We start from the raw sequence: 21,605 nt of genomic DNA on the forward strand, positions 1-21,605 counted from the left end.
AAAGCCAGACCGATTTCGCCGGCTGGCGCGATGCCGCGCGCCGGCTGGCGACGAACGATATTCCGCCGGAAGATGGCAGGTCGAGCCGGATCGCGAAGATCGCGCCAGCGATTTGCCGGCTGCGCAAGCCGATGCGCGGCTGGTGGTGCCGCGCGACTTCATCGAGCGCGCCGAGACCGTGATCTGCCATTGCGACCGCGAGCGCTTCGGCTTTCTCTACCGGCTGCTCTGGCGGTTGCGTTCCGAGCCGAGGCTGCTTTCGATCGCGACCGATCCCGACATCCGGCGGCTGGAGACTATGGAGAAGGCGGTGCACCGCGACATCCATAAGATGCGCGCTTTCGTGCGTTTCCGGAAGATCGGCGAGGGCGCGGAGGAGCGCTATGTCGCGTGGTTCGAGCCCGACCATTACATCGTCGAGCGCAACGCCGATTTCTTCGTGCGGCGCTTCACCGCCATGCGCTGGACGATCCTGACCCCGCATGCCTCGGCCGACTGGGACGGCGAGCGACTGGCGATCGGGCCGGGTGCGGCCAAGCGCGACGCGCCGGCGGAAGACGATGCCGAGACGCTGTGGCGGACCTATTTCGAAAACATCTTCAACCCGGCCCGCCTCAAGGTGAAGGCGATGCAGAAGGAGATGCCGAAGAAATATTGGCGGAACCTTCCCGAGGCCTCGCTCATTCCAGATTTGATAGCAGGAGCGGATAAAGCCGCGTCAGACATGATCGCCCGGATGCCAACCAGCCCAGCACCGCACCATGCCAAGGTGAAGGCCAAGCACTGGCCTACGCCGGAGCCGTCCGATGTTGTGGCGCCCGAGGCCGACGATATTCCGGAGCTGCGCGAGGAGGCGAAAGGCTGCCGCCGCTGCCCGCTCTGGCGCGATGCGACGCAGACCGTCTTCGGCGAGGGACCGGAGAATGCCGATGTGATCTTCGTCGGCGAGCAGCCTGGCGACCAGGAGGATCTGGCCGGCAAGCCGTTCGTCGGGCCGGCGGGCAAGGTGTTCGACAGCATCCTGGACGGCGCCGCAATCGATCGCCACAAGGTCTATGTGACCAATGCGGTGAAACACTTCAAATTCGAGCCGCGCGGCAAAAGGCGCATCCATTCCAAGCCCAATGCCGGCGAGATCCAGGCCTGCCGCTGGTGGCTGGACAAGGAGCTTGACCTGATCAAGCCCAACCTCGTGGTGGCACTCGGCGCGACGGCGGCGCAGTCGCTGCTCGGCAAGGCGGTGCCGATCACCAAGATGCGCGGCGACGTGGTCGAGCGCGAGGATGGCTTGCGCGTGTTCCTGACCATCCATCCGTCCTTCATCCTGCGCATCCGGGAGCAGGAGGACAAGGAGGCCGAGCGGGAGCGGTTCTTGCAGGATATGCGGAAGGTCAAACAGCTGATGGCTGCTTAGGCAGTATTGATGTTCAGGTGAAGCTGGCCTGCAAATGGCGGTTTCCTGCGCTTCCGGTGCTCACGGACCATAAGAGTTAATCAAGGCGTGATCGATTTAGGCCGCTTATGGGAACTCGCACACGCGGATGCTGTCGCACGGTCGTGCGACCTTTGACATTAGCCGAAACCTCCATCACTTCGTCATCCACGGGCGGAGCAAGGAGCGAAGCGACGCGCGCAGACCCGAGGATCCATGCCGTGACTTAAACGCGCCGCAACGGGTGCAGAATTCTGCTCCGCTGCATTCCACGCCCGACGTCACGGAATGGATTCCCAGGGTCTTCGCGACGGAGCTTCGCTCCTGCTTCGCCCTGGAATGACGAAGTTGGAGGCCTCGCCTCTAGCGGACCAGAATCGCCCTTAGATCATTCACATTCGTGCCCGTTGGCCCCGGGACGAACAAGTCCCCGACCGCATTGAAAGCCGTCCAGGCATTGTTGCCGGCCAGCATCGCCTTGGCATCGACACCTGCCGCCCGCATGCGGGCCACGGTCGAGCCATCGGCGAAGGCGCCGGCGTTGTTCTCGGAACCGTCGATGCCGTCCGTGTCGGCGGCCAGTGCGTGGATGCCATCGATGCCATCGATCCCGATGGCGAAGGCGAGCAGGAATTCGGAATTGCGGCCGCCCTTGCCCTTGGCCCGCAGCGTCACGGTCGTCTCGCCTCCGGACAGGATCAGCACGGGCTTCTTGAAGGGACGGTTGCGGGTCGCCACTTCGCGCGCGATCGCGGCGTGGACGCCGCCGACCTCGCGGGCCTCGCCTTCGATCGCATCCGACAGGATGACGGCCTCGATGCCTTGCCGCTTCGCTTCGGCGGCGGCGGCTTCGAGCGATACGCCCGCGGAGGCGGTCAGATGCACTTCATTGCCGGCAAAGCGCGGATCGTCGGAACGCGGCGCGTCGGCGGCAGGCGAATTGATATGCGCCATGACCGAGGCCGGAAGCTTCATGCCATAGGCGGCGATCGAGGCCAGAGCATCCGCGCGGCTGCCGGAGTCGGGAACGGTCGGCCCCGAGGCGACCAACGCCGGATTGTCGCCCGGTATGTCGGAAACGACCAGCGACACCACGCGCGCCGGATGCGCGGCTGCGGCAAGCCGTCCGCCCTTGATGGTCGAGACATGCTTGCGGATGGTGTTCATCGCCGCAATCGGCGCGCCGGAGGCAAGCAACGCCTCGTTGACCGCGATCTCGTCGGCAAGCGTCAGGCCGGGAGCGGGAGACGGCAGCAGGGCCGAGCCGCCGCCGGAAATCAGCGCTACCACCAGATCGTCCGAGGTCAGGCCGCGCACCTTCTCGAGCAGCCGGCGCGAGGCTTCCAGGCCGGCTGCGTCCGGCACCGGATGCGCCGCCTCGATGATCTCGATGCGCTCGCATCTGGCGCCATAGCCGTAGCGCGTGACGACAAGGCCGTCGATGGGACCGTCCCACACCTTCTCGAAGGCCGCCGCCATCTGCGCCGAGCCCTTGCCGGCGCCGATGACGATGGTGCGGCCCTTCGGCTTCGCCGGCAAATGATTGCGGATCGTCTTTTCCGGGTCGGCGGCGGCGACGGCGGCGTTGAAGATCGAGGTGAGGAAGCTTTTCGGGTCGGTCATTTTTCTTCCGGCGGCAGCGCGAGCCCGCTCGCATCGATGCCCAGATGCGCGCAGAGCGCGTCGACGACGACGCCATGATCCTCGCGCTCCGGCAAACCGGAAACGGCGATGACGCCGATGACGCCCGCCCCCTTGACGGTGACCGGGAAACCGCCGCCCGCCAGCACATAGTCGGCGATATCCAGTCCCTCGCCGACCTTGAAGGTGCGGTCGGGCCGCTGCTGCTCCAGCACAAGACGGTAGGTGCTTCCCAAATAGCGCTTCACGACATTGATCTTGCGCCGCGCCCAATCGGGATTGGAGGCGTTGGAGCCCGGCATGGCGGCATAGAAGAGCGGCCGGTCGAAGGTCCTGATGTCGACGATGATCGGCAGATCTTCCTTCAGCGCCCGGTCCCGGATGGCGGAGCCGATCTTGAAGGCGACGGCCTCGTCAAAGGCCGGGAAGACCAGCGTGGCTTCCTGTTTCTTGATCAGAGCGATGTCGTCGGCGGTGGCCATGGCGTTTCCCCTGTCAATGTCGACGCACGCTTTGGCCGATGGCTGATGCGGGGTCAAGCGACCGGCGTATTTAATCTATGCGACAATCGCGCTCTTCGCCGGACGACCCGCCACATAAACCTCGCGCACGGCTCGGTCATCGCCCAGCGTCTGCAGCAGGAAGAGTTCCTCGGCAAGCGTTTCCACCGTCTCCATCCTGAGCCGCATGCCCGGCGTCGAACGGGCGTCGAGCACGACGATATCGGCATCGGTGCCTTCCTCCAGCGTGCCGACCTTGTCGGCCAACGACAGCGCCTCGGCATTGCCGCGCGTCAGTTGCCAGAAGGACTGGAACGGGTTCAGCTTCTCGCCGTTCAGCGCGATCACCTTGTAGCCCTCGTCCATGGTGCGCAGCATGGAATAGTTGGTGCCGCCGCCGACATCGGTGGCGGCCGCGATCCGGAGCGGCTTCTCGCGCCGGCGATAGCGCTGATAGTCGAACAGGCCGGATCCGAGGAAGAGATTTGAAGTCGGGCAGAACACCGCGACCGAGCCCGACTGCGACAGCGCGTCGGCCTCGCGGTGGGACAGATGGATGCAGTGGCCGAACAGGCTCTTTTTGCCGAGCAGGCCGTAATGCTCATAGACGTCGGTGTAGTCGCGCGACCAGGGATAGAGCTCCTGGGTGAAGGCGATCTCGGCATGGTTCTCCGACAGATGCGTCTGCATGTGGAGGTCGGGATATTCGCGGCAGAGCGCGCCTGCCATCTCCATCTGCTCAGGCGTCGACGTGATGGCGAAGCGCGGCGTGATGGCGTAGAGCTGACGGCCCTTGCCGTGCCATTCGGCGATCAGCGCCTTGCTGTCGTCGTAGCCGGTCTGGGGCGTGTCGAGCACGCCGTCCGGCGCGTTGCGGTCCATCATCACCTTGCCGGCGATGTTGAGCATGTTGCGTTCATGCGACTCGGCGAAGAAGGCTTCGGCGGAAGATTTGTGTACCGAGCAATAGGCGGCGACCGTGGTCGTGCCCTGGCGCAGCATCTCGTCGAGGAACAGCCTGGCGATGCGGCGGCCGTGCTGCGCGTTCTGGAATTTCGACTCTTCCGGAAATGTGTATTTGTTCAGCCAGTCGAGCAGCTCGGCGCCGTAGGAGGCGATGATCTGCATCTGCGGCACATGAACATGCGCGTCGAGGAAGCCCGGCAGGATGAGATGCGGGCGATGGTCGATCGTCTCGACGTCCGTCGCGGCTTCCTTCAGGACATCGGTATAGGAGCCGGCGGCGACGATCCTGCCATTGTCGATCAGCAGGGCGCCATCCTCCTCGTAGCGCCAGGCGGAATGGTCGTCGACCGTTTCAGGCCAACGCAGGAAGGACAGCGTGCGGCCGCGCAGAAGTTTTGAGGTCATGCTTACTTTCCGGCGCCTTCGAACCAGGCAACCAGAAGGGCCCTTTCCTGGTCGGTGATCTGAGTGACGTTGGCGGGCGGCATGGCATGCGCCCGGCCGGCCTGGATATAAATCTCGCGCGCATGTTCGGCGATGCGCTCGTCGGTGTCGAGCAGCACGCCCTTCGGCGCATGGTAGATGCCTTCGTAGACCGGCTCTTCCGTGTGGCACATGGAGCAGCGGCCAAGCACGGTGTCGCGCACGGCCGGGAAATGGGCCGAGGCGATATAGACGTGCGCGGCGGTGGAGGCGGCCGAGGTCTTCGGCTCGCCGGTCAGTACCTTCGGCACGGTCGACAGCCAGATGATGATCATGAACAGCACGGCCGCGCCCAGCCAGGTCCAGGTCGGGTTGCCTTTGCGCGCGTGCACCGTGTTGAAATAATGCCGGATCAGCACGCCGATGATGAAGACCAGCGAGGCGATGACCCAGTTGAACTGAGTGCCGAAGGCCAACGGGTAGTGGTTCGACAGCATCAGGAACAGGACCGGCAAGGTCAGGTAGTTGTTGTGCAGCGAGCGCTGCTTGGCGATCTTGCCGTATTTTGGATCCGGCTTGCGGCCGGCAATCAGGTCGGCGACGACGATCTTCTGGTTCGGGATGATGACCATGAAGACATTGGCCGACATGATCGTGGCGGTGATGGCGCCGAGATGCAGGAAGGCGGCGCGGCCGGTGAAGAGGTGCGTGAGCCCCCACGCGATGAACACCAGCACGCAATAGAGCACCAGCATCAGCCCGGTATCGCTTTTGCCGAGCGGCGAGCGGCAGAGCAGGTCGTAGACGATCCAGCCGACGCCGATGGTGGCCATCGACAGAAGGATGCCGACCGGCACCGAGATATTGAGCACGTTGGGGTCGATCAGGAAGAGATCGGCACCGGCATAGTAGACTACGCAGAGCATGGCGAAGCCCGACAGCCAGGTGGCGTAGGACTCCCATTTGAACCAGGTGAGGTGTTCCGGCATCTCGGCGGGCGCCACCAGATATTTCTGGATGTGGTAGAAGCCGCCGCCATGCACCTGCCATTCCTCGCCAAACGCGCCGGCGGGCAGGCCGGGACGCTGGCGCAGGCCGAGGTCCAGCGCGACGAAATAGAAGGACGAGCCGATCCAGGCAATGCCGGTGATGACATGCAGCCAGCGGACCGCAAAACTCAGCCAGTCCCAGAAAATCGCGAAATCCATCATTGAGATCGTCCCTGCCGATGAGAGCGACTTTACGGGCTAGCGCGCAAACGAAAAGAGGCGAGGTGCGCGATGACTTTCAAAAAAAAATAAAAAATACTAGGGTGCCCCACGCAGCCGCATGAGAGCCACGCATGGCCTATCTCGACAACATCGCCGTCTTCGTCCGTGTCGTCGAGCTCGGCAATCTGTCGGCGGCGGGGCGCGACATGCGCATTTCTCCCGCCGTCGCGTCCAACCGCATCAAGGAACTGGAGAAGCACCTCGGCGTCCGGCTGTTCAATCGCACGACAAGGCAGTTGATGCCGACCGAGCACGGCACGGTGTTCTACACCGGCGCCAAGCAGGTGCTGGACGCCATCACCGAAGCGGAAGCGGCGGTCGCAGCGCTTTCCGGCCAGCCGCGCGGGACCATTCGGGTCACGGCGCCGCTCGGCCTCGGACGGCGGCTGATTGCCTCGGGGATCCCGGATTTCCACGACAAATATCCCGATATCGAGGTGCGGCTCAGGCTCTCCGACCACAATGTCGATATCATGAAGGAAGGCATCGACGTTGCCTTCCGGCTCGGCATCATCGAGGATTCGAGCCTCAGGATGCGCGGCATCATGGAATGCGAACGCGTGCTGGTGGCGGCGCCGAAATATCTGGAGGCGCGCGGCGAACCGGCCGAGCCGCAGGAACTGGTCGGCAGGAAGCACGACTGCCTGATGCTGCGCTATGCCGGCGCGCGCGAATATGTCTGGACGCTGCAGACGCCGGGCGGCCCGCAGAAATTCGAGGTGCACGGCCCCTACGACACCGATGACGGCGACGTGCTGACCGGCTGGGCGCTGTCGGGGCGCGGCATCATCAACAAGCCGCGCTTCGAGGTGGAACCCTTCATCCGCGACCGCCGGCTGAAGGTGATCCTGCCCCAGACGCCGCCGACGCCGGTGCAATTCGCCGCCGTCTATCCGCACAAAAAGCTGCAGGACCCGAAGGTGCGGCTGCTGCTCGACTTCATGGCCGAGCGCTGCCAGCGGCTGATCAAGGATATCTTGGCCGGGAAGTAATATGCACGGCTTGGGGACTGGCCGAAGCTTCCGTGACGTCGTCATCCACGGGCGGAGCGACGCGAAGCGGCGCGCAGACCCGAGGATCCATTCCGTGACCTTGATCGTACGGTGCAGCGGAGCAGAATTCTGCACCGTGGCGATGTTCAAGCCACGCAGGCGAAGGCTGGCCGGCATGTGACAGCCTCGTGGCCCACTCGATCCCGTTGCCTTGCGCGAAGACGGGCCTAGGTTGGGGGCCAGACCGCCCGATCCTAGAGGCAGCCGAAGGGCCGCACTATGCATCTTGCCATTTCGCTCAACATCGCAGCCACAGGACAAGACGTCCTGGACTTCGGGCAGATCAGTGCTTTCGTGCGTAACCTGGAAGCGGCAGGCGTCGACATGGTCATCATTTCCGACGCTGCAGACGGACCATCAACCAGCCCGTTCGAAGCGACGACGTTGCTGGCTGCGCTGGCGACGGTGACCAACAGGATCGGGCTCGTCGCCGGTGCCTCGACGCTCGCGCATCAGCCCTACAATCTGGCGCGCCGCTTTGCTTCGCTCGACGTCATCAGCCATGGCCGCGTCGGCTGGAACGCGACACTGCGGCAGAACCCGTGCGAGGCGGCGAATTTCAGCCGGCCCGAAGGTTTCTTCGACGAGGATTTTCGCCGTCGCGCTGAAGAATATATCGGGATCGTCCAGGGGTTATGGCGGGGCTGGGACGCGGATGCCTTGCTGTTCGACAAGGCGAGCGGCCGGTTCCACGATCCCGACAGGATGCATTTCCTCGACCATAAGGGCGAGTTCTTCTCGGTCCGTGGGCCACTCAATGTCGCCCGCTCTCCGCAGGACACGCCTGTGCTGCTCATGTCCGGCCTGAACGAAACCGATCGCGATTTTGCGAGCCGTGTCGCCGATGTCATCCTAATCGAGCAACAATCGGTCGAGGCCGCCAATGCTGCGACCGCCGATTTGAGACGCCGGGCGCTTGCCGCCGATCGCAAACCGGAAGGCGTGAAGGTGCTGCTGACGGTCGCCATTGAATCCAAGCCGCCTATCGACAGGCTTCGAAACCTGCTGGGATCGAGCGGCTGTGACGGCTTCAATTTTGTTCTGCCGGCTCATGTCGCGGCACTTCAGAATTTCACCGACCGTGTCTTGCCGGAACTCCAGCCCCGCGACCTCGCCAGCCGGACCCGGCAAGGTACGACGTTGCGCGCACATCTTGGCCTCGGAACAGGAGGCGCAAAATGACCGCGCGCCAGATGAAGCTCGGCCTGTTCCTGTGGGCGACTGGCCATCACATCGCCGCCTGGCGTCACCCGGATGCGCATGTGACGGCCGGTATCGACATCGACCATTACATCGCGCTCTCCCGCACGGCCGAAGCGGCGAAGTTCGATATGGTGTTCTGCGAGGACGCCGCCGGCCTGCGCGAGGCCAACATCAACATTGCCAGCCAGACGTCGCGCTCGATCGGCTTCGAGCCCATCAGCCTGCTTTCGGCGCTGGCCGCGCAGACCGACCGGATCGGCTTGGTTTCGACGGCATCGACCAGCTACAACGAGCCCTATGGCCTGGCGCGGACTTTTGCTTCGCTCGACAATCTCAGCGGCGGGCGGGCCGGCTGGAACCTCGTGACCTCGGCGAGCCCGATCGAAGCAGCGAATTTCGGCGCGACGGGGCTGCGGCCGCATGCCGACCGCTATGCGCGGGCGCGCGAATTCGCCACGGTAATCACCGGGCTCTGGCATCGTAAGCCAACCGGCCATGACGGCGAAAGCTTCTCGGTGCGCGATCCGCTCGACATACCGCCCTCGCCGCAGGGCGCGCCGGTGATGGTGCAAGCGGGAGCATCGGACGACGGCAAAGATCTGGCCGCGCGCACCGCCGATGTCGTGTTCTCGGCGGCGCAGACTTTCGAGGAAGCCAAAACTTTCTATGACGATCTCAAGGGGCGGCTCGCCGCTTACGGACGCCAGCCGGACGATGTGAAGATCATGCCCGGCGTGGCGCCGATCGTGGCGGCAACGAAAGCCGAGGCGCAAGCGAAATACGATGCGCTGCAGGAGTTGATCCCCGACGATGTCGGCGTGGCGCTGCTCTCCAGCTATCTCAGCATTTCCGATCTTGGGCGCTATCCGATCGACGGGCCGCTGCCCGAGCTGCCGGAGAGCGAAGGCATGAAGAGCCGGCAGGCGCTGGTCATCGAGCAGGCGCGCCGCGACGGTCTCTCCATCCGCGAGTTGGCGCGTTACTTTGCCGGCGCGCGCGGCCACTGGCGGATCGTCGGCACGGCCGAGCAAATTGCCGACGAATTGCAGGCACGCTTCGAAGGCGGCGCGGCCGACGGCTTCAACGTCATGCCATCCTGGTTCCCGGGCGAGCTCGACGCCTTCGCGACGCTGGTGGTGCCGGAATTGCGGCGGCGCGGGCTGTTCCGCAAGGACTATGAAGGCCGGACGCTGCGCGATCATCTCGGCCTGAAGCGGCCGATTTAAGCCGCTTCTGCCCGCGCATCCATCAGGCGGGCTGTTCCAGAAACCCTGATCGAGCTGCCCGGCGTCGGTGGAATGTCGGCATGGAGCCGCGAGCGCATGCCCATGTCCTCGCCCTGGATGATGTCGATGGCGCCGCCATGCGGCCAGCCAAGATCGCGCAGATAGCCGGCAAAGGCCGCGGTCGCCGCCCCCGTCGCCGGGTCCTCATAGACACCGCCGGAAGCGAATGGATTGCGCGTGTGGAAGAGACGCGGCGTCTCGGCATAAGCGAGCAGGATGGTGACCAAGCCTTCGCGCCGCATGAAGGACTGGCCCTGCTTCAGGTCATAAGCCATGGCGGCCAAGGCTTCGCGTGACTTCAGCGCCAGCACGAGGTGGTCGGCGCCGCCGTGGATGAGCGCCGGCGGAATGGCCGGATCGAGATCTCCTGGCTGGTAGCCGAACAGCGCCAATGCCTCGCCGGCCAGTTCCGACGAAGCCGGCCGGCTGTGCGTCGGCGGCGACTGCAGCGCGGCGGCGACGTTGGCGCCGTCGCAAAAGCCTTCGACGGTAATGTTCGCCTGGTTGAGGATCAGCGAGAATACCCCGTTGCCGAACCTCCTGACCAGCGCCGCGCCCAGCGCGATGGTGGCGTGGCCGCAGAAGGGCACTTCCGACTCCGGCGAAAAGTAGCGCACGCGCCAGCCGCCGCCTTCGGGTGCCGCGAAGGCGGTTTCCGAGAAGCCCACCTCGGCTGCGACGCGCTGCATCTCGGCCGCGTCCGGCAAGGTCTCGCCGATCACCACGCCGGCCGGATTGCCGCCTCTGTTACCGTCCGAAAAGGCTGCTATGCGTAAAACGTCCATGGCTTTCGCCTCGTATTGGTCAGGCGCGCAGAAAACACGGTTCAACTCGGTTTGGGAAACGAAGAAAGCGACGAGCAGCTGTGAGCGGCAGTCATAGCTGTCAGCTTGGCACTGCCCCGAGGAGCGCAGTCGGGACGTCAGCCGGCCATCGCCTTTTCGAAGACATTTGCGCCGGACGCATGCGAGACCAGCGCCGTCATGATCTCGGCGGCGGCGAGCGCGGCGATCACCGGCGGACGCTTGTCCTTCACCGCATTGCCGCCGATCGGCGAGATAAGGCGGCTGAACTCGGCCTCGTTGCCCTCGGCAGACTTCAGGAACCAGTTCCTGAAGGTCGCCTTCTTCGTCTTCGAGCCGATCATGCCGACATAGGCGGTGTCGTCGCGCTTCAGCGCCTCGGCGGCAATCAGGAAATCCAAAGCATGATCGTGGGTCAGGACGGCGAAGGCCGATCCGGCCGGCGCCTCGCGCACCATGGCTTCGGGCATCGGCGTCAGCCGGGTCTCCACCGTTTCCGGCATGCCTTCCAATGCCTCGGATCGGGTCTCGACGACGACGACATGGATCGGCAGTAGCGCCAGCGACGCGGCCAGCGCCTGGCCGACATGGCCGCCACCGAAGAGATAGACATGCGGACGATGCGCCTCTTCCGATTGAGCGTTGGCGATAAGCTGCTGCTCCAGCGAGCCGTCGACGAGACGGATCAGAACCTCGACGCGCCCGCCGCAGCATTGGCCGATCTCCGGCCCGAGCGGAACGTCGAGCGTGGCGCAAACTTCATCGACCTCGATCCGGGTTTCATCGGCGGGAGATCGCGTACCTCCGCCAAGCATCTGCCGCGCCTTGTCGATCGCCATATATTCGAGCTGGCCGCCGCCGATCGTGCCGAAAATGGCCGATGCCGAGACAAGCATGAAGGCGCCGGCCTCGCGCGGAGTCGAGCCCTTGGTGGCCGTCACCTCGACAAGCGCTATCCGGTCGGCTCGACCGAGGAACGCCTTCAGGCTTTGCACATTCGAGTTCATCGTCTGCATTTCCATCCCGGAAATATAGCGTTTTGCGCCTCGATTTGCACGTTTAGGCCGATTCAGGCCGGCTGCGCGGCGTCCCGCTTCAGCCTTTCGATCGCCATCAGGACACGCTCCGGTGTCGCCGGCGCGTCGAGGCGCGGACAGATCTTGTGGTCCGCGACGCTCGCGACAGCATCGGAGAGCGCATGCAGAACCGACATGCCGAGCGGGAAAGGCGGCTCTCCGACGGCCTTGGAGCGATGCACTGTCGGCTCATTCGCCTCGGACCAGTCGGCCAGCGTGACGTTGAATATCTTCGGCCGATCGGAGGCGAGCGGTATCTTGTAGGTCGACGGCGCATGGGTGCGCAGTCGGCCCTTGTCGTCCCACCACAATTCCTCGGTGGTCAGCCAGCCCATGCCCTGGATGAAGCCGCCCTCGACCTGGCCAAGATCGATGGCGCGGTTCAGCGAGCGGCCGGTCTCGTGCAATATGTCGGTGCGCTCGACGACATATTCGCCGGTCAGCGTGTCGACCGAAACCTCCGAGCAGGACGCACCATAGGCGAAGTAGTAGAAGGGACGGCCCTCGCCCTTGTCGCGATTCCAGTGGATCTTCGGCGTCTTGTAGAAGCCGGCCGCCGAAAGCTGGATGCGGGCCATATAGGCCTGCTTGACCAGATCGCCGAAGGGTATCTCCTGGTTGCCGATGCGGACGCGGTTGGGCAGGAACAGCACCTGGTCGCGCGGGACCTGGTATTTTTCCGAGGCGAAGTTGGCCAGCCGGTCCTTGATCTGGCGGGCAGCGTTCTGCGCCGCCATGCCGTTGAGGTCGGAACCTGAGGATGCCGCGGTGGCCGAGGTGTTCGGCACCTTGCCGGTGGTGGTCGCGGTGATCTTCACCTGGTCGAGGTCGATCTGGAATTCCTCGGCCACGACCTGGGCCACCTTGAGATAGAGGCCCTGCCCCATCTCGGTGCCGCCGTGGTTCAGGTGAACCGAGCCGTCGGTATAGACATGCACCAGCGCGCCGGCCTGGTTGTAGTGCGTGGCGGTGAAGGAGATGCCGAACTTGACCGGCGTAAGCGCCAGCCCGCGCTTGATGAAGCGGCTGTTGGCGTTGAAAGCGCTGATCTCGCGCCGGCGCCGCGCATAGTTCGAGCTCGCCTCCAGCTCGGCCACGATGCGCTGGATGACATTGTCCTCGACCGTCTGGTGATAAGGCGTGACGTTGCGGTCGCTGGTTCCATAGAAATTCTTCTTGCGGATCTCGAGCGGGTCCTTGCCGAGGGCAAAGGCCACCTCGTCGATGACGCGCTCGGCGCCGATCATGCCTTGCGGGCCGCCGAAGCCGCGAAAGGCGGTGTTCGACACCGTGTTGGTGTAGAGCGGCGCCGACTGGGCGTGCACCGCCGGCCAGAAATAGGTGTTGTCGCAGTGGAACAGCGCGCGGTCGGTGACCGGGCCGGAAAGGTCCGACGAAAAGCCGCAGCGGGCAGCGAACATGAAGTCGACACCGAGGATGTTGCCGTCGTCGTCGAAGCCGACCTCGTAGTCGATCAGGAAATCGTGCCGCTTGCCGGTGGCGGTCATGTCGTCGTCGCGGTCGGGCCGGATCTTGACCGCGCGATGATGGCGCTTGGCGGCGATCGCGGCGAGTGCCGCGAACTGGTTGCCCTGCGTTTCCTTGCCGCCGAAGCCGCCGCCCATGCGGCGGATCTCCACCGTGACGGCGTTGCTCGGGATACCCAGCGCATGGCTCACCATATGCTGGACTTCGCTCGGATGCTGGGTCGAGGAATAGATGGTGACGTCGTGGTCCTCGCCGGGCACGGCCATGGCGATATGGCCTTCCAGATAGAAGTGTTCCTGGCCGCCGAGGCGCATCTTGCCCTTGAGCCTGTGGGGCGCCGCCTTGATCGCCGCTGCCGCATCGCCGCGCCTCAGCGTCAAGGGCGGCGTGACAAGCTTGTCCTTGCGCGGGTCGAGCAGCCCGATATCGGTGACGAAGGGCAGTTGCTCGTATTCGATTTTGGCCAGCCCGGTGGCGCGGCGGGCCTGCTCGCGTGTCTCGGCGATGACGCAGAAGATCGGCTGGCCGTAGAACTCGACCTTGCCGTCGGCGAGCACCGGCTCGTCATGGCGGCCGGTGGGTGAAATGTCGTTTTCTCCCGGCACGTCCTTGGCCGTCAGCACGTCGACGACGCCGGGCGCGGCGCGCACCGCCGAGAGGTCCAACTTCGTGATCGTCGCATGGGTTGCGGTCGACAGGCCAAGACAGCCATGCAGCGTGCCGGCCGGCTCAGGCATGTCGTCGATATAGACCGCCGTGCCGCTGACATGCTTGTGCGCTGAATCATGGCGCTGGTCGCTGGCGACACCGCCCGAGATCTTCTGGGCCTTGAGGTTGGGGACGTGCTTGGTCATCAGGCCGCCTCGCTGCGCGAAACCTGGAGCGGCGCTTTCGTTCCCGTCGTCTCGACATAAAAGCGCAGCAGAAGGTTCTTCGCCGCCAGCGCCCGGTATTCGGCGCTTGCCCGCATGTCGGTCAGCGGCGTGAAATCCTTGGCGTATTCGGCCATCGCGGCCTCCACCGTCGCTTCATTCCAGGCCTTGCCGATCAGTGCCTTCTCGGCCGCCGTGGCGCGCTTCGGCGTCGCCGCCATGCCGCCATAGGCGATGCGGATGTCGGCTACGGTGCCATCCTTGGCCAGGGTCAAGTAGAACGCCCCGAGCGTCGCGGTAATGTCCTCGTCACGCCGCTTGGTGACCTTGTAGACGGCAAATTTTTCGCCACTCGCCGGCACCGGAACATGCACCGCCTCGACGAATTCGCCGGGCTGCCGGTCCTGCTTGCCATAGGCGATGAAGAAGGTTTCGAGCGGGATCGTGCGGCGGGCCGTGCCCTTGCGCAAGGTGAGCTGCGCGCCCAGCGCGATCAGCGGCGGCGGCGTGTCGCCGATCGGCGAGCCATTGGCGATGTTGCCGCCGATCGTTCCCATGTTGCGCACCTGCTCGCCGCCGATGCGGTCGACCAGCGGGCCCAGGGCCGGGATGCGTTTCGACAGCGTCTCGAAAGCCTCGGTATAGGTGACGCCGGCGCCGATGGTGATCACTCCATCCTTCTCCGACATCGTGCGCAGGCCGTCGAGACCGCCGATGAAGATCGCCGGCGAGATGTCGCGCATGTGCTTGGTGACCCAAAGGCCGACATCGGTCGAGCCGGCAACGATGGTGGCGCCCGGCTCCTTTTCGAGCACGGCCGCGAAATCATCGACATCGGCCGGCACGACCAGGCGCGCCTTACCGGAGCCTACTTCGACCCTGGCGCCATCGCGCAATGCTTTCAGCCTGGCGGTGATGTCCTTGCGCTCCAGGGCCAGCGGATCCTTGGCCGCCTTGCCGTAGCTCGAAATGGCGTGCGCGGCGCGGATGATCGCCTCATAACCGGTGCAGCGGCAGAGATTGCCCTGCAGCGCCTTTTCGATCGCCGCGTTGGACGGATCGGGCGTCTTCATCCAGAGCGCGTAGAGCGACATGACGAAACCCGGCGTGCAGAATCCGCATTGCGAGCCGTGGAAATCGACCATCGCCTGCTGCACGGGGTGCAGTTTTTCGCCATTGCCGCGCAGATGTTCCACGGTCACGACATGGGTGCCGTCGAGCGAGCCCATGAAGCGGATGCAGGCGTTGACGCTTTCATAGACCAGGCCGTCGCCGGCAAGCTTGCCGACCAGCACCGTGCAGGCGCCGCAATCGCCTTCGGCGCAGCCCTCCTTGGTGCCGCGCAGCGAGCGGTTGAGCCGCAGCCAGTCGAGCAGGATCGCATCGGGCGCGACGTCTTTCAGGGCCACGTCGGCCCCGTTCAGGATGAAGCGTATCTCGTTACGGGTTCCTGCCATGTCTCAACTTCCCCGATAGGTCGAGTAGCCATAAGGCGAAATCAAGAGCGGTACGTGGTAATGCCGTTCTTCCGCCATGCCAAAGCGGATCGGCACGATGTCGAGGAAAGCAGGCTCAGGCAGTTTGGTGCCCTGGCCGCGCAGATAGTCGCCCGCGGCGAAAACCAGCTCATATTCGCCAATGCGGAACTCGGCGCCGGCGAGCAGCGGCGCGTCGCAGCGGCCGTCATCATTGGTGGCGACCGTCTTGAGATGCGTGCGGCTCTGTCCCTCGATGCGGAAAAGCTCGATCGCCAGGCCCTTCGCCGGCCGGCCGGTCGCGGTGTCCAGCACGTGGGTGGTCAGGCGCCCGCCATCGGCTTTCGACGTTTCTGCCACTGGCGGTCTCCCATCCGGTACAGTTTCAAGTCAATTGTGCGCCAATTAAAGGCGATGCATAAGCCCCGGTCGAGCGGAGCGGGGCAAAAAGCACTTTCAAAAATTTTCGGGGGAATGCATGCGCACTCCTTTCGATATCTTCACCTCAACCATCGGGCAGGAGCGACAATGCGTTACGATAGGGACATGCGCGGTTACGGGGCCAATCCGCCGGACCCTAAATGGCCTGGGGGCGCGCATGTCGCGGTGCAGTTCGTCGTCAACTACGAGGAAGGCGGCGAGAACTGCGTGCTGCATGGCGACAAGGCGTCCGAAGCCTTCCTGTCCGAAATCGTCGGCGCGGCGCCTTGGGTCGGCCAGCGCCACTGGAATATGGAATCGATCTATGAATACGGCGCTCGCGCCGGCTTCTGGCGGCTCTACCGGCTGTTCACCGAAGCGCAGGTGCCGGTGACCTGCTACGGCGTCGCCAACGCGCTCGCACGCTCGCCCGATCAGGTCGTCGCCATGCAGGAGGCCGGCTGGGAGATCGCCTCGCACGGCCTGAAATGGATCGATTACCGCGACCATGCGGCCGAGGATGAGAAGCGCGACTTGGAAGAGGCCATCCGGCTGCATTACGAAGTGACCGGCGCGCGGCCGACCGGCTGGTACACCGGCCGCACCTCGGTCAACACGGTACGGCTGGTCGCCGAGGAAGGCGGTTTCGACTATGTCTCCGACACTTATGACGACGAATTGCCCTACTGGTTCGACCGCGACGGGCTGGAGAAGCCGCAGCTCGTCATCCCCTATACGCTCGACGCCAACGACATGCGCTTCGCGACGCCGCAAGGGTTCAATTCGGGCGACCAGTTCTTCGCCTATCTGAAGGACAGCTTCGACACGCTCTATGCCGAGGGTAAGGCAGGCCGGCCGCGCATGATGAATATCGGCCTGCATTGCCGGCTGGTCGGCCGTCCGGGCCGCGTGGCGGCGCTGAAGCGCTTCGTCGACTATGTAAAGTCGCACGACAAGGTGTGGCTGACGCGGCGCATCGACATCGCAAAACACTGGCGCGAGACGCATCCCTACGAGGCGCCGGCGCTGCGTCCCTCGCGGATGGAATTCGAGGAATTCGTGCATGCTTTTGGGGGCGTGTTCGAGCATTCGCCCTGGATCGCCGAGCGCGCCTACGAATTGGAGCTCGGACCGGCGCATGACAGCGCGGGCGGCCTGCACAACGCGCTCTGCCGGGTCTTCCGCGCGGCGACGGAGGCGGAGCGGCTTTCCGTGCTCAACGCCCATCCGGACCTTGCCGGCAAGCTGGCGGCGGCCAAGCGGCTGACGCCGGAGTCGGCCAAGGAGCAGGCCTCCGCCGGGCTCGACGCGCTGACCGATGAGGAGCGCGAGCTGTTCTCGAAACTCAACGCCGCCTATGTCACCACCTTCGGCTTCCCCTTCATCATCGCGGTCAAGGGCAAGACCAAGGACCAGATCCTGGCGGAGTTCGAGGCGCGCATCGGCAACAGCCGCGGCACCGAGTTCGACACCGCATGCCGTCAGGTCGAACGCATCGCATTGCTTCGGCTGAAAGACATGCTCCCGCTCTGATGTTTGTTTTACGCAATTCCGGACGGAAAGTTACGGCGAAGTCGCCGAACCTAACCGCTTCACACTTTTCCTGGAATTGCTCTGAGGCCAGGACCCCATGGATATGATCAAGACTGCCGAGCGAACCTATTATGCGCCGCAGGGCGGCCATCCCGGCCAGAACGAGCTTTTGACTGGACGGGCCGTCTTCACCGAGGCCTATGCGGTCATCCCCAAGGGCGTGATGCAGGACATTGTCACCAGCCCCCTGCCGTTCTGGGACAAGACCAGGGCTTGGATCATCGCAAGGCCGCTTTCGGGCTTCGCCGAGACGTTCTCGCAATATATCGTCGAGGTCCTGCCGGGCGGCGGCAGCGACCGGCCCGAACTCGATGCCGGCGCCGAGGGCGTGCTGTTCGTCGTGGACGGCGAGATCACCGTATCGCTAGCCGGCAAAAAGCATGTGCTTGCCCCCGGCGGCTTCGCCTTCCTGCCGCCTTCCAGCGGCTGGACGGTGCGCAACGAAAGCAGCGCCGCCGTCCGCTTCCACTGGATCCGCAAGGCCTATGAGGCGGTCGACGGCCTCGACGTGCCGGAAGCTTTCTTCTCGAGCGACCAGGACGTTGCGCCGAGCCCGATGCCGGGCACGGAAGGGCGCTGGGCAACGACCCGCTTCGTCGACCCTGCCGACATGCGCCACGACATGCATGTCACCATCGTCACGCTGAAGCCCGGCGCGGTCATCCCGTTCGCCGAGACCCACGTCATGGAGCACGGACTCTATGTGCTGGAAGGCAAGGCGGTCTACCGGCTGAACCAGGACTGGGTCGAGGTCGAGGCCGGCGACTTCATGTGGCTGCGCGCCTTCTGCCCGCAGGCCTGCTATGCCGGCGGCCCGGGCAATTTCCGCTATTTGCTCTACAAGGACGTCAATCGTCACGCGAGGCTTGGCGGCTACCTTGGGGGCGGCTATCTCGGAGGCAAGGCGCGGTGAGCCGCATCGTCGCCAAGCCGCTGACCCGCGAGAACTTCGCGCCGTTCGGCGACGTCATCGATATGGGCGGCGACAACCGCTATCCGATCAATGGCAGCAAGGCGATGCGTTACCATGACCTCGCCACCGCCGAGGCCGTGGGGCCGAATGCGCGGGTGCTGATCTCGATGGTGCGCGGCACGCCCTACGAAATGCCGCTCAAGCTCACCATGGTCGAGCGCCATCCGCTCGGCAGCCAGGCCTTCATCCCGCTGTCGCCGCGACCCTTCCTCGTGATCGTCTGCCACGACACCAAGGACGGGCCGGGCGAGCCGCATGCCTTTCTCGCCGGTCCCGGACAAGGCATCAACTACCGCCGCAACCTGTGGCACGGCGTGCTGACGCCGATCGGCGAGGAACAGGATTTCGTCATCGTCGACCGCGGCGGCGACGGCTCCAATCTCGAAGAATTCTATTTCTCGCATCCGTACGAGATCCACCTTCCCTGAAAGCTTTCCCATGACCGACGTTTCGCTGATCGACCGCCTGCTCGACGTGATCGAGCACGACATCGTGCCGAAGACCGCTGAAGGCGTTGCCCATGGCAACAAGCTGTTCGGCGCCGCGATCCTGCGGAAAAACGACCGCTCGCTGGTGCTGGCGGAAACCAACAATGAGATGGAAAACCCGCTCTGGCATGGCGAGGTGCACTGCCTGAAGCGTTTTTACGAAATGCCGAAAGCCGAGCGCGTCGACACCAAGGACGCGCTGTTCATCGCCACGCATGAGCCCTGCTCGCTCTGCCTGTCGGCGATCACCTGGACCGGCTTCGACAACTTCTACTATCTCTTCAGCCACGAGGATTCGCGCGACAGTTTTGCCATCCCGCACGACCTGAAAATCCTGAAAGAGGTATTCACCCTCGACCCCGGCGGCTACAATGCCGAGAACGCCTACTGGAAGAGTTTTTCGATCCGCCGACTGGTGCGTGAGCTACCCGAGGCCGAGCGCAAGCGGCTGGAAGCAAGGATCGGGCAAATCTCCGTGCGCTATGACGAGCTCTCGAACGCTTACCAGGCAAGCAAGGCGGAGAACGACATTCCGTTGAACTGACGCGGATTGACCAGCCGATTTCGCCGGCTGGCCCACGACGCAGCGGCGCGGGCTTCATCATGTGCCCTCCATGAAAACCGTCACCGAATTCCCCCGCAAAGTCGTCGAAATTCCGGATATGGGCATCGTCATGCCGGATGGCTGCCGGCTGTCGGCGCGCATCTGGATGCCGGAGGATGCGACTGACAATCCCGTGCCCGCGATCCTCGAGCACCTGCCTTACCGCAAGCGCGACGGCACCATTTTTCGCGATCAGCTCACCCATCCCTATTTCGCCGGCCACGGCTACGCCTCGATCCGCGTCGACATGCGCGGCAATGGCGATTCCGAAGGGCTGATGGACGACGAATATTCCGAGCAGGAATTGCAGGACGCCTGCGACGTCATCGCCTGGGCGGCGGCGCAGCCCTGGTGCAACGGCAATGTCGGCATGATGGGGATTTCGTGGGGCGGCTTCAACTGTCTGCAGGTGGCGGCGAAGCAGCCGCCGGCGCTGAAGGCGGTGATCAGCCTGTGCTCGACCGTCGACCGCTATGCCGACGACATCCATTACAAGGGCGGCTGCCTGCTTCTGGAAAATTTCGGCTGGGCCTCGACGATGCTGTCCTATTCGTCACGGCCGCCGGATCCGGCGATTGCCGGCGGCAACCGCTGGCGCGATTTGTGGCTGAGCCGGCTGGAGAACCAGCCCTTCCTGCTGCCGCTCTGGCTCAGCCACCAGCATCGCGACGCCTATTGGAAGCGCGGCTCGATCTGCGAGGATTTTTCGGCGGTCAAAGCGGCGGTGCTGTCGATCGGCGGCTGGCATGACGGCTACCGCAACACCATCTCCAATCTCGTCACCGGCATCCATTCGCCGGTCAAGGGCATCGTCGGCCCCTGGATCCACAAATACCCGCATTACGCCGGACCCAATCCGGCCATCGGCTTCCTGCAGGAGGCGCTGCGCTGGTGGGACCGCTGGCTAAAGGGTACGGCGACCGGCGTCGAGACCGATCCGGACTACCGCGCCTATGTGATGGACAGCGTGCGGCCGGCTCGCTGGCACCCGGAACGGCCGGGCCGCTGGATCGCGGAACAGGAATGGCCGTCGTCAAACATCAGGGTTGAGGCGATCGAGCTCATTTCGTCAGGCGCTAAGCCTTCGGTCGTCGCTTCGCCGCAGACCTGCGGACTGGCCGGCGGCGAGTATTTCCCCTTCACCTTCGGGCCGGAATTGCCGGGCGACCAGCGGCCCGACGACGCGCTGTCGGTTTGTTTCGACCAGCCGGAACTCACCGAGGCGATCGACATTGTCGGCGCGCCGGAGCTCGCTGTCCGGGTTGCGTCCGACCGGCCCCAGGCCAACATCGCGGTGCGGCTCTGCGACGTGCATCCGGACGGCGCCTCGGAGCTGATCTCCTATGGCGTGCTCAATCTGACCCACCGCGACTCGCATGAGTTCCCGCAGGCGCTAATTCCCGGCGAGACCGTTTCGCCGCGCGTCGTGCTCGACCAATGCGCCTACCGGGTGCCGGCCGGCCACAAATTGCGCATTGCCGTTTCGACCGCCTACTGGCCGATGATCTGGCCATCGCCGGAACCGGTGCGGCTTGATCTGGCGCAGGCCACGTTGAAGCTGCCGCTGCGTCCGCTGGCGAGAGGCGATGAGGTTTCGTTCCCAGAGCCGGAAGGCGCAACGCCCTGGGCGACCGAGACCATCCGGCCGGCGAACTCGGAGCGCCATGTCGACCGCGACGAGAAGACCGGCCTGGTCACACTTTCCATAGCCGACGATTTCGGCGAGGTGCGCGATCTCGACCACGGGCTGGTCAATGGCAGCATCGTGCGCGAGACATGGGCGATCCATCCCGACGATCCGCTGTCGGCCACCGGAGCCACGCATTGGACGCAGACATTGTCGCGCAATGAATGGTCGGTGCGGACCGAAACCTTCGCCGACATGCGCTCGGACGCCCAGAATTTCATCGTCAGCGCCAGAATCGAAGCCTATGAGGGCGAAAAGCTGGTTTTCGAACGCGATTTCGAGCAGGCGATTCCTCGCTCCCTGGTTTGAGCCGGGGCAAGATTGGTCCAAATGCGACGTGCGATTTACGCCA

At 64.4% G+C, this 21,605-nt stretch carries 18 protein-coding genes; 9 read left to right on the forward strand and 9 right to left on the reverse strand.

Going from position 1 to position 21,605, the window contains the following annotated elements; translation table 11 throughout:
* Positions 1-112 precede the first annotated feature (112 nt).
* The gene (locus EN852_RS26320) at positions 113-1,414 is read left to right on the forward strand and encodes a UdgX family uracil-DNA binding protein (protein WP_348643473.1); all 1,302 of its coding nucleotides are present in this window, start codon (positions 113-115) and stop codon (positions 1,412-1,414) included.
* 381 nt (positions 1,415-1,795) lie between these two features.
* Here EN852_RS26320 and EN852_RS26325 read toward each other — a convergent pair whose 3' ends face one another.
* The 4 genes from EN852_RS26325 to EN852_RS26340 form a co-directional block, all read right to left on the reverse strand.
* Positions 1,796-3,055, reverse strand: a complete 1,260-nt coding sequence (locus EN852_RS26325; RefSeq protein WP_127878498.1) for a glycerate kinase — start codon at positions 3,053-3,055, stop codon at positions 1,796-1,798.
* Positions 3,052-3,555: a heme-degrading domain-containing protein gene (locus EN852_RS26330; RefSeq protein WP_127866618.1), complete on the reverse strand. Its 504-nt coding sequence runs from the start codon at positions 3,553-3,555 to the stop codon at positions 3,052-3,054. The genes EN852_RS26325 and EN852_RS26330 overlap by 4 nt, the downstream gene beginning before the upstream one ends.
* A 75-nt stretch (positions 3,556-3,630) precedes the next feature.
* Positions 3,631-4,944, reverse strand: a complete 1,314-nt coding sequence (gene guaD / locus EN852_RS26335) for a guanine deaminase (protein WP_127878500.1) — start codon at positions 4,942-4,944, stop codon at positions 3,631-3,633.
* A 2-nt stretch (positions 4,945-4,946) separates the two neighbouring features.
* Positions 4,947-6,173, reverse strand: coding sequence for a urate hydroxylase PuuD (locus EN852_RS26340; protein ID WP_127878502.1), 1,227 nt, complete (start codon positions 6,171-6,173; stop codon positions 4,947-4,949).
* A gap of 131 nt (positions 6,174-6,304) precedes the next feature.
* Between EN852_RS26340 and EN852_RS26345 the strand changes: the two genes are divergently transcribed.
* From EN852_RS26345 to EN852_RS26355, 3 genes are all read left to right on the forward strand, one after another.
* Positions 6,305-7,225 carry a LysR family transcriptional regulator gene (locus EN852_RS26345; protein ID WP_127878504.1) on the forward strand — a complete coding sequence of 307 codons (921 nt, stop codon included), beginning with the start codon at positions 6,305-6,307 and terminating at the stop codon, positions 7,223-7,225.
* Between the two features lie 279 nt (positions 7,226-7,504).
* Positions 7,505-8,467 (forward strand): LLM class flavin-dependent oxidoreductase, encoded by a 963-nt coding sequence (locus EN852_RS26350; RefSeq protein WP_127878506.1) that lies wholly within the window; start codon positions 7,505-7,507, stop codon positions 8,465-8,467.
* Positions 8,464-9,714, forward strand: a complete 1,251-nt coding sequence (locus EN852_RS26355) for an LLM class flavin-dependent oxidoreductase (protein ID WP_127878508.1) — start codon at positions 8,464-8,466, stop codon at positions 9,712-9,714. Before EN852_RS26350 ends, EN852_RS26355 begins: the two co-directional genes overlap by 4 nt.
* Here the strand turns inward: EN852_RS26355 and EN852_RS26360 are convergent.
* The 5 genes from EN852_RS26360 to uraH all read right to left on the reverse strand — a co-directional run bounded on the left by EN852_RS26360 (position 9,711) and on the right by uraH (position 15,848).
* The gene (locus EN852_RS26360) at positions 9,711-10,559 is read right to left on the reverse strand and encodes a PhzF family phenazine biosynthesis protein (protein WP_127878510.1); all 849 of its coding nucleotides are present in this window, start codon (positions 10,557-10,559) and stop codon (positions 9,711-9,713) included. The genes EN852_RS26355 and EN852_RS26360 overlap by 4 nt on opposite strands.
* Positions 10,560-10,696: 137 nt before the next feature.
* Positions 10,697-11,584 carry a xanthine dehydrogenase accessory protein XdhC gene (xdhC, locus tag EN852_RS26365; protein ID WP_127878512.1) on the reverse strand — a complete coding sequence of 296 codons (888 nt, stop codon included), beginning with the start codon at positions 11,582-11,584 and terminating at the stop codon, positions 10,697-10,699.
* A gap of 62 nt (positions 11,585-11,646) precedes the next feature.
* Entirely contained in the window at positions 11,647-13,995 is a 2,349-nt protein-coding gene (gene xdhB / locus EN852_RS26370; protein WP_127878514.1) for a xanthine dehydrogenase molybdopterin binding subunit, read from the reverse strand.
* The gene (xdhA, locus tag EN852_RS26375) at positions 13,995-15,470 is read right to left on the reverse strand and encodes a xanthine dehydrogenase small subunit (protein ID WP_127878516.1); all 1,476 of its coding nucleotides are present in this window, start codon (positions 15,468-15,470) and stop codon (positions 13,995-13,997) included. Before xdhA ends, xdhB begins: the two co-directional genes overlap by 1 nt.
* 3 nt (positions 15,471-15,473) lie before the next feature.
* The gene (gene uraH / locus EN852_RS26380) at positions 15,474-15,848 is read right to left on the reverse strand and encodes a hydroxyisourate hydrolase (protein ID WP_127878518.1); all 375 of its coding nucleotides are present in this window, start codon (positions 15,846-15,848) and stop codon (positions 15,474-15,476) included.
* 168 nt (positions 15,849-16,016) lie between these two features.
* Between uraH and puuE the strand changes: the two genes are divergently transcribed.
* The 5 genes from puuE to EN852_RS26405 all read left to right on the forward strand — a co-directional run bounded on the left by puuE (position 16,017) and on the right by EN852_RS26405 (position 21,562).
* The gene (puuE, locus tag EN852_RS26385; RefSeq protein WP_127878520.1) at positions 16,017-17,441 is read left to right on the forward strand and encodes an allantoinase PuuE; all 1,425 of its coding nucleotides are present in this window, start codon (positions 16,017-16,019) and stop codon (positions 17,439-17,441) included.
* Between the two features lie 97 nt (positions 17,442-17,538).
* Complete coding sequence (locus tag EN852_RS26390) at positions 17,539-18,414, forward strand: bifunctional allantoicase/(S)-ureidoglycine aminohydrolase (protein WP_127878522.1); 876 nt, start codon at positions 17,539-17,541, stop codon at positions 18,412-18,414.
* Positions 18,411-18,902 carry an ureidoglycolate lyase gene (locus tag EN852_RS26395; RefSeq protein ID WP_127878524.1) on the forward strand — a complete coding sequence of 164 codons (492 nt, stop codon included), beginning with the start codon at positions 18,411-18,413 and terminating at the stop codon, positions 18,900-18,902. The genes EN852_RS26390 and EN852_RS26395 overlap by 4 nt, the downstream gene beginning before the upstream one ends.
* Before the next feature lie 10 nt (positions 18,903-18,912).
* Positions 18,913-19,506, forward strand: coding sequence for a nucleoside deaminase (locus EN852_RS26400; protein ID WP_127878526.1), 594 nt, complete (start codon positions 18,913-18,915; stop codon positions 19,504-19,506).
* A 70-nt stretch (positions 19,507-19,576) separates the two neighbouring features.
* Positions 19,577-21,562: a CocE/NonD family hydrolase gene (locus EN852_RS26405; protein ID WP_127878528.1), complete on the forward strand. Its 1,986-nt coding sequence runs from the start codon at positions 19,577-19,579 to the stop codon at positions 21,560-21,562.
* The last annotated feature ends 43 nt before the right edge of the window (positions 21,563-21,605 follow it).

The sequence above is a fragment of the Mesorhizobium sp. M2E.F.Ca.ET.209.01.1.1 genome (assembly GCF_004010375.2).
Taxonomy (GTDB): domain Bacteria; phylum Pseudomonadota; class Alphaproteobacteria; order Rhizobiales; family Rhizobiaceae; genus Mesorhizobium.